The 8382-nt window shown below is 67.0% G+C and carries 5 protein-coding genes; 4 read left to right on the top strand and 1 reads right to left on the bottom strand.

Annotation, left to right across the window (positions count from 1 at the left end; translation table 11 throughout):
* The coding region (locus BRAS3809_RS34250; protein ID WP_240535844.1) for a DEAD/DEAH box helicase at positions 1-2609 on the bottom strand (2609 nt) is incomplete at its 3' end.
* A 970-nt stretch (positions 2610-3579) separates the two neighbouring features.
* Here BRAS3809_RS34250 and BRAS3809_RS34245 point away from each other — a divergent pair.
* The 4 genes from BRAS3809_RS34245 to BRAS3809_RS34230 all read left to right on the top strand — a co-directional run bounded on the left by BRAS3809_RS34245 (position 3580) and on the right by BRAS3809_RS34230 (position 8239).
* The gene (locus BRAS3809_RS34245; RefSeq protein WP_008966599.1) at positions 3580-4707 is read left to right on the top strand and encodes a PepSY-associated TM helix domain-containing protein; all 1128 of its coding nucleotides are present in this window, start codon (positions 3580-3582) and stop codon (positions 4705-4707) included.
* Positions 4704-4967 carry a hypothetical protein gene (locus BRAS3809_RS34240; protein WP_008966598.1) on the top strand — a complete coding sequence of 88 codons (264 nt, stop codon included), beginning with the start codon at positions 4704-4706 and terminating at the stop codon, positions 4965-4967. The genes BRAS3809_RS34245 and BRAS3809_RS34240 overlap by 4 nt, the downstream gene beginning before the upstream one ends.
* A gap of 475 nt (positions 4968-5442) precedes the next feature.
* Positions 5443-7761 carry a TonB-dependent receptor gene (locus BRAS3809_RS34235; protein WP_008966597.1) on the top strand — a complete coding sequence of 773 codons (2319 nt, stop codon included), beginning with the start codon at positions 5443-5445 and terminating at the stop codon, positions 7759-7761.
* Between the two features lie 106 nt (positions 7762-7867).
* Positions 7868-8239, top strand: a complete 372-nt coding sequence (locus BRAS3809_RS34230; protein WP_052523528.1) for a hypothetical protein — start codon at positions 7868-7870, stop codon at positions 8237-8239.
* The last annotated feature ends 143 nt before the right edge of the window (positions 8240-8382 follow it).

Here is an 8382-nt window from a genome sequence, read left to right as displayed (position 1 = left end):
GCGCTGATCTGAAATCCGGCGCCGGCGAAGCTCAGCTCCTGCAGCGCCGCGAGACGCTTTTCCGCCTCGTTGCCCCGGCTGTCCGCGAGCAGATAGGCGAAGGCGCGGGTGCCGCCGCGACCCACGCGCCCGCGCAGTTGATGCAACTGCGACAGGCCGAACTGCTCCGCGCCCGCAATCAGGATCGTGTTGGCGCGCGGGATGTCCAGGCCATTCTCGACGATGTTGGTGGCCAGCAGGATGTCGGCCTCGCCGGCCACGAACCGCATCATCTGCGCGTCGATGTCACGCGCGGGCATGCGGCCATGAATCACGGCGACACCGAGCTCGGGGACGATGCGGCGAAGGCGCTCCTGCATCGGCGCGAGATCCTTGATGCGCGGGCAGATCACGAAGCTCTGGCCGCCCCGCCGATGCTCCCGGCGCAGCGCCAGCGAAAACGTGGCGTCGAGTGGCGGCTCTACCTTGGTGACCACAGGGCGGCGCCGCACCGGCGGCGTCGCGATGACGCTCAGTTCGCGCAAGCCGGCCATGGCGCCGGCCATGGTGCGCGGGATCGGGGTCGCGCTCATCGTGAGCGTGTGGAGGCCGGCCCGCAGGCAAGAGAGCCTGGCCTTCTCGGCGGCCCCGAAATGCTGCTCCTCGTCGATGATGACGAGAGCGAGATCGGCAAAGCGGACGTCGTCCGCGGCGAGCGCCGTCGTTCCGATGACGAGCTTGAGCGTGCCGTCCGCGAGCTGCCGCTTCGTGCTGCGCGCGTCCGCCGCGGGCGACAGGCGCGAGAGATGGCCGACGGCGATTCCGAACGGGGCGAAACGCCGGGTGAAGGTCTGGACGTGCTGGGCGGCAAGCACCGTGGTCGGAACGATGAGCGCAACCTGGCGGCCGGAGAACACGGTCGCGGCCGCTGCGCGCAAGGCGATCTCGGTCTTGCCGAAGCCGACATCGCCGCACACGATGCGATCCATCGGATGACCGGCGCCGAGATCTCTCAGCACGTCCTCGATCGCCGCCGCCTGATCGGGCGTCGCCAGATAGGGAAAGCGCGCGACGAAGCGCTCGTAGACGGCCGCGGGCGCTGCGATGCGCGGCGCCTCGGTCCGAAGCCGCTTGCGGATCCGTTCGGACAGCGTCGCGGCGGTCCGCTCGATCTCACGCTCCGCCTGCAGGCAGCGGGCCGCCCATGACCGGCCCTCGGCATCATCGAGCCTCACTCCGCTCGGATCGCCCGCATAGGGCCAGATCAGCGCGAGCTCGCCGATCGGTACCAGGATCGCCTCGTCATTGGCGAAGACCAGGCGGATCATTTCGCGCGTGCTGACACCCGGGGCTGCGACGAGTTCGAGGCTGTCCAGCAACGCAAGCCCGCGCTGCAAGTGGATGACGGCGCTGCCCGGCGCCGGGCTCGTCGCCATGCCCGCGGCTGCGGCGGGCCTCGCCATCGGTAGGAGATGCCGGGCCCTGCTGCCGAGCACGTCGGCTGCGGTGATGACGGTCATCGGACGGCTTGCGCCGGTCGTGAAGCCGCGCTCGAGATCGACCAGCAGCGACGTGATCGCGGTGCCCGGCGTTCTCAGGGCCGTCGTCCAGCTGGCGCGCCGCTCCGTCGTCACCCCGGCCAGGCGCTCCATCCGCTGCAGATCGTGCTCGGTGGCCGCTGTGAACATGATGCGGACACCGCGTTGCCTGCAGCTTTCGAGGAAGCGCCGCAGCGCGGTCTGCGCCGATCTTTGTTGGGCGAAGATGGGAATCGACTCCGTCTCGCCTGTTGCCGGCAGAACCGAGGTGGAGCGCATCGCGTAGTCCCAGGCGCTGCGATCGAGGAAGGCGCGTCTGCGGCGCTCCTCGTCGACGTCGCCCTCGTCGAGCGCCGCGAGCCGCGTCTCCGCGTGCTCCGGAACGGCGCTGTCGACGACGATCCCGGCGCCCTGCAGATAGGCGAAGATGTCGACCAGGGCGGCGTCATCACAGAGGCCGCGCTCCGACATCCGATCGATCACCAGCGCCTCGGCGGCGATGGTCTCGTCCTGGTGCCGCGGATCGACGAACTCGATGCCGCTGATGATTCCGTCGGCATGGCCGATCCGGACCGGACCGAGCGCGCCGGCGGGAAACAGCTCGGTGGTCTGGCCGTGAGCCAGAAAGCCGCCGGGATCGTCCGGAGGTTCATCAGGCGCGTAACCCAGCGCGATCAGCGCGTCGCGAAATGCGTCCACATCGATCGGCTGCCGGACCTCGATGCGCAGGCTCGCGTCCGTCCAGCAGCGCTGTGGCGGAACGCGCGGCAGCAGGGCTTCCACGGTCGAGATCAACACGGGTGCGTGCGCGCGCTCGGCCAGCCGCCGCAGCACATGGGCGCGGCGTCCGGATATCTCGCGGGATGGGACGGTGTCGTCGAAGGGCAGCGTATCGAAGCGCGGCAGCACGAGCACGCCGCAGCCGGGGTCCATCGCATGCAGCACGGCGGCGATTCGTTCGGCGCGCGGCTCGTCGCTGGCGATGAAGACCAGGCCTTGCGACGTCGGCCGTCGCCACAGCCGGAGCAGATGAGAAGCAAGCCATCCGAGCGGCGCATCGGAAGCTGGCGGTCGTGGCAATCGTTGCCGCACGGAGGCGTCCTGAACCACACGCGACGTCTTGGATTTGGGCGGAGCTGCAGACCTGGCCATTCGCGACCCAACACGGCGCAGGCGGTGAGAGTTCCGGCGCGCTCGGCCGTCGTCGCCGTGGCTTGCGGGATGTGACCTCGTCGCCGCATGCGTCAACCGGCTCCTGCCGCCTATGGCGAGCACAGTCATGGGGAGCACAGTGTTGGCGTGGTCCTGCCGCGGTGTAGCGCCGGCGTCAGCACTGGACCCTCATGGTGAGGAGGCGCGCAGCGCCGTCTCGAACCATGAGGCCATGGCGCCGGCCTCGCCCTTCGAGACACCCGCCTGCGGTGGGCTCGGCAGGGTGAGGCGTACAGGCAGTGCTTGACGGCTCTCATAATGAGCGTCGCTCGGCTTGCACGGCATGCGGTGGGTCCGCTCGGCCGGCGAGGGACCGAAAGAAGCGGAATGAACCTGTCTCGACGGGACAGGGCATCCGCATCGGCGAGGCGTTGATGGATGTGGCACGAGCGCGCCGAACGCGGAGCGCTTCGCCCGGCTTTCGTCACGTTGCGGCTGGCGAATGGCGGCGGCTTCCTGAATGTCGCCCTCGTGCGATCATGCTGATGCACGCGGCGTGTCTCGCGGATCGACGACATCGCCGCATTTCGCGCTCTACCTTAAAGCAATTCCAGCGGGCGCTTGGCCGAATTCGATTGATGCGCATGAGACGATCAGCATGATGGCGGCTCTCGATCGTCTTTCGGTTGTACGCCAGCGTCGTCATTGAATGCGTCGTCCTGTTTCACTCAGCAGATTTCACTCACCATATTTCATTCACCAGAGCAGCCATTGTGTGCGGGCTTCTCTGCTGACGGTCGTTTCTGGATCTGTCGCATTCCGATCGCGAGGCGACACGACGCGCGCCCGGCTGAGTCCGCCATGCGCCGTTGCGGTGATCCGGTGGTGAAGCAGGGTAGGTTCGTACGCAATGCGGTCGTGGGTTCAGGTGCATACATGGACGTCGCTGGTCAGCATGATCTTCCTGCTGATGCTGTGCCTGACCGGGCTGCCGCTGATCTTCCATGACGAGATCAATCATCTTCTCGCGGACGAGATCGCCGCGCCGCCGATGCCGGCGGACACGCCGGTTCTGCCGCTCGATCGCCTGATCGCGTCGGCGAGGCAGCAGCAGCCAGAGCAGCACGTGCTGTTCGTCAGCCTGAAGGCGGCCGAGCCGCTCGTCGTGGTGGCGATGTCGCCGACCGCGATCCCCGTGCCCGGACAATTGCATCGCCTCACGGTGGATGCCCGCACCGGCGCCGTCCTCGGCGACGAGGCGCCGCATCAGGACGTGATGGATGTGATCCTGCGGATCCACCGCGACATGTTCACGGGACTTCCGGGCGAGCTTTTCCTCGGCCTGATCGGCCTCGTCTTCGCGGCCTCGATCGTCTCCGGCGTCGTGGTCTATTGGCCGTTCATGCGGCGGCTGCAGTTCGGAACGGTGCGCGATCGTTCGCGGCGTCTCAAATGGCTCGACCTGCACAATCTGCTCGGCATCGTCACGGTGAGCTGGACGCTCGTGGTGGGGCTGACCGGAACCGTCAACACGCTCGCGGTGCCGCTGTCGGATCTCTGGCGCGCCCAGACCATGCCGGCGCTGCTCGCGCCCTATCAGGGCAGGCCGCTCGCCGAAGCGGCGTCGGTCGAGGCCGCGGTGGACGCGGTCCGCGCCGCCTATCCGGATCGTCTCGTCGCCTCCGTCACCATGCCGACGGCGACGCGGTTCGGCAGTCCCCAGCACGTCATCGTCTGGACCAAGGGCAGAACGCCGTTCACGGCGCGCATGTTCACGCCTGTCCTGGTGGACGCCCGGGACAGCACCAAAATGATCGCGCCGGCATTCGCCTGGTATCTGCGCGCGTTGCAGGTGTCGCGGCCGCTGCATTTCGGTGATTATGGCGGGCTGCCGCTGAAGATCATCTGGGCCTTGCTCGACGTCATTACCATCATCGTGCTCTGCAGTGGTCTTTACCTGTGGATCGCGAAGCGATGGGGCGGCAGGCGCGCATCCTCGCGCGTCGTGGCAAGGGCCGCGGCGGCGGTGTCACCATGAGCTCATCCGCAGCGCCGTCCTCGCGCTCCGCGCAGCTCTCGGCCTGGCAGGTGTTTCGCGCGCCGCTGCTGATCGGTCTCGTCGCCGCGGCCGGGCTCGCATTCGGATTGTTCGGCGACGGTCTCTGGGATTGCCTGTGCTGGCTCGGACTGTCGGTGCCGATCCTGCTGTCGCTGATCCATGGGATCGGCTGGAATGTCGGTGGCGACGCCGCATCGCAGGGCGTTGAGGCCGATGCGCCCAGGCAATCTCCGTATTAGCTGATCAGTCATGCGCGGAAAATGGGCGCGCGACGCTCGTCGAACGAGCCGGGGTCCCTTGCGCGGCCGTCACGAACAGTCAGACAGATAGAGCTGCACATCGTGCCGGCTCGGACGCTTCCGCCGTGCGTGCGGCGTGTCTGAGGCAAATCTGAATCAAGAAATTGAAGACTTATCAGTTGAAGCAGCTGCAACAAGCATGCAGCTCTGTTCGCACTGCATGCCCGGGAGTCTCGGCAGCGACGCGGCTCGTCCGACACGCCTCGTCCTGATCGATATCTGCGCTTCTTTGGATGTCTTCGAAGAATCCCGTGCGCGATAAATCCTGCTGTCGCGACAATCTCTTGAATGACCGGCATCGCTGGACTTGTCGCTGGTTAGATGCCTTCTACGCGGCCTGAAACCATCCTCGATGACCTGTGTGTTAGGAGCGCCGACGAACCAGGTTGAAACTTGGAATGATCGGGGTGCCGGAATGAGTTGCTGCGCGAAGTATCAGGACGTCGGGGTGCGTGTATCGTTAGGGCTCGTGAGCTCGTTGGCGCTCACGCTGAATCTCGTGAATATTCAGCCGGCATTCGCCCAGACCAAGCTTCCGGACGTCACCGTCGATGCACCCAAGCCGAAGACGCGGCCGTCGACCCAGCGGAGTCAGGCGACCTCGACGCGCAACGTGCAGCGACGGGTTGCCGCACGCAATCTGCCTCCGCGCGCTCCTGCGCCCTATGTGACGCCATCGACGGGGACCATCGGCGCGCCGCCGTCGCCTTATGCCGGCGGACAGGTGGCGAGCGGCGGCGGGCTTGGTCTGCTTGGCAATCGCGGCGTGATGGACACGCCGTTCAACCAGACGAGCTTCACCTCGCAGTTGATCCAGAACCAGCAGGCCCGCACGATTCGCGACGTGCTGATCAACGATCCGTCGGTGCGGACGGTGCAGGCCGCAGGCGGCGGCGCCGACGGTCTCTTCATCCGCGGCTTCTACTACGACAGTGGCGACTACGGTTTGAACGGCCTCGCCGGAATCGCGCCGTATTACTCGACCGGCGCCAACTTCATCGAGCGCGTCGAACTGCTGAAGGGGCCTGCCGCGCTGCTCAACGGCATGACCATCGGCGGCACGGGCGCATCGAGCGGCGGCGCGGTCGGCGGCAGCGTCAACCTCGTCACCAAGCACGCGCCCTTCGAGGACATCACGCAGCTGACGACCACCTACGCGTCGAAGTCGCAGCTCGGCGAGCAGATCGACGTCAGCCGCCGCTACGGCGAGCACAAGGAATGGGGCGTTCGTCTCAACAGCACCTATGCGAACGGCGACACGGCGTGGAACCGCCAGCACGACGAGTTCGGCAATGCGCATCTCGCGGTCGACTATCACGGCGAGAACGTCCGCATCGACGCCGATGTCGGCTATCAGGCCGACAAGCTCAATCCGCCGCTCCGGTTCTTCGGTGTCGGACCGCTGGTCACCAGCATTCCGGCGCCGCCGGCGGCCGGCACCAATTTCCAGGTACCATGGGCCTATTATGCGCCGACGGATTTCTTCTCGACCGTGAAGGGCGAGGTCGATCTCAACGACCGCATCACCGCCTATGCCGGCTTCGGCTATCACGACAGCGACATCAACTATCGGTATCCGTCACCGACGCTCGCGAGCAATGCGGGCCTGCTGTCGGGGACGCCGGGCACCGCGAGCGAGACCTACAAGACCTATGCGGGGGAGGCCGGCCTGCGGATCAGCGCCGACACCGGGCCGATCAATCACGCCATCAATGTCGGCTACTCGATCACCGATCGCACCTATTCGCAGCTGCTCGTCGTCGGCAAGAGTGCGACCTGGAGCCTCTACACCGAGCCGACCAATGTCGCGCTGCCGGGCTTCTCGACGCTTCAGGGCAATCAGGTGGTCGGCGCGGACCTCTGGAGCATCGGTGCCTCCGACACCATGTCGATGCTGAACAAGCGGATTCAGCTGACCGTCGGCGTTCGCCGGCAGACCGCCGGTACGGAGGTGACGAACCTTCTGACGCCGGCGGCGAGCCGGCCGTTCGAGGATCAGTCGGTCTGGACTCCGGCTTATGCGCTCGTCGTCAAACCGGTCGAGCACGTCGCGCTCTATGCCAACTATATCGAGGGACTGCAGACCCCGACCGTCGTCGCCACGGGCTACACCAATGCCGGCCAGGTGCTGCCGCTGGGGCAGACGAAACAGGTCGAGACCGGCATCAAGGTCGATTTCGGCCGCATCACGACCACGCTCAGCGCGTTCGACATCACGCGCCCGAGCGTCATCACGACGGCGAGTACGAGTGGAGCCCTGACCCAGGTCATGAACGGGCTTCAGCGCAACACCGGCGCGGAGTTCAACGTCTTCGGCGAGGTGACGCCGGCGTTCCGCCTGCTCGGCGGCATGGCCTATATCCACGGCGTGCAGGAGCGGACCGCGAGCGCCGCGACCGACGGCAAGCGCGCGATCGGCGTGCCGGAGCTCACGGTCAATCTCGGCGCCGAATGGGATACGCCGTTCGTGCGCGACCTGACGCTCACGGGGCGTGTCGTCTACACCGGCGCGCAATACGTCAACGCCGCGAATACGCTGTCGTTGCCGGATTGGACGCGGGTCGACCTGGGCGCGCGCTACACGTTCAGGTCGCCATGGAACGGCAAGCCGATCGTGGTCAGGGGCGGCGTCGAGAACGTCTTCAACAAGGCGTACTGGGCGTCGGCCTATAGCGGCGTGATCACCCTGGGCGCACCGCGCACCTACCTCGTCTCGACCACCTTCAACTTCTGACGGCGGGAGCCGGCGCCTTGGGGCGGGATCAGCGACATGCATGGCGAGTTCCGCAACGCCCGCAGGTCGCACGGCCCGCAAGGCACGGCTGAGTGCGGGAATGGACATGGCTGAGCCGCATCTGCCCGAGCGGATCGTGACGTCATTGATATCGAGTGACTATGCCCGGCTGGTCGGCAGGACGCTGTCCGAGCAACTCGACTACCTCGTCGACATCGCCTCGCTGCATACGCGGGACGAACTGCTCCGCCGCCTGGGGCGCGACCGCGCGCTGGTGCGGCGTGTCGAGACCTGGCTCGGCTCGCATGGGCGCCGGCTGCGCCGGCCGACCGAGAGCATCGACAGCGCGATGTGCGGATTGGAGTTCCGCAAGCGGCGCATCCGAAGGTCGCGGCTCGGCGCGCGCCGCCGCCGGCTCGAGGCCAAGGCTGCTGCCAAGGTTGCTGCCAAGGCGACGGCGTCCGAGGAGCCGCGCTGACGATCGTCGGCCGGGGCCGCCGGGCGTCAACAGCGCCTGCCGGCAGCGCCGCATCGCCCGCCGCGGGCATCCCAAGGACCGTCCGGTTTTCCGGACGGTCCTGCATGGTCTTTTCCGAAAGTCCGGATGAGGCGCCGGCCGCG

It is taken from the genome of Bradyrhizobium sp. STM 3809 (assembly GCF_000239795.1).
Taxonomy (GTDB): Bacteria; Pseudomonadota; Alphaproteobacteria; order Rhizobiales; family Xanthobacteraceae; genus Bradyrhizobium.
This window is presented reverse-complemented; position numbering and strand designations above follow the sequence as displayed.

What these genes read in the sequence shown, in the direction of transcription:
- BRAS3809_RS34240 (WP_008966598.1), top strand. Translation starts at nt 4,704, where the DNA reads ATGAGCTCATCCGCAGCGCCGTCCTCGCGCTCCGCGCAGCTCTCGGCC.
- BRAS3809_RS34235 (WP_008966597.1), top strand. Translation starts at nt 5,443, where the DNA reads ATGAGTTGCTGCGCGAAGTATCAGGACGTCGGGGTGCGTGTATCGTTA.
- BRAS3809_RS34230 (WP_052523528.1), top strand. Translation starts at nt 7,868, where the DNA reads ATGGCTGAGCCGCATCTGCCCGAGCGGATCGTGACGTCATTGATATCG.
- BRAS3809_RS34245 (WP_008966599.1), top strand. Translation starts at nt 3,580, where the DNA reads ATGCGGTCGTGGGTTCAGGTGCATACATGGACGTCGCTGGTCAGCATG.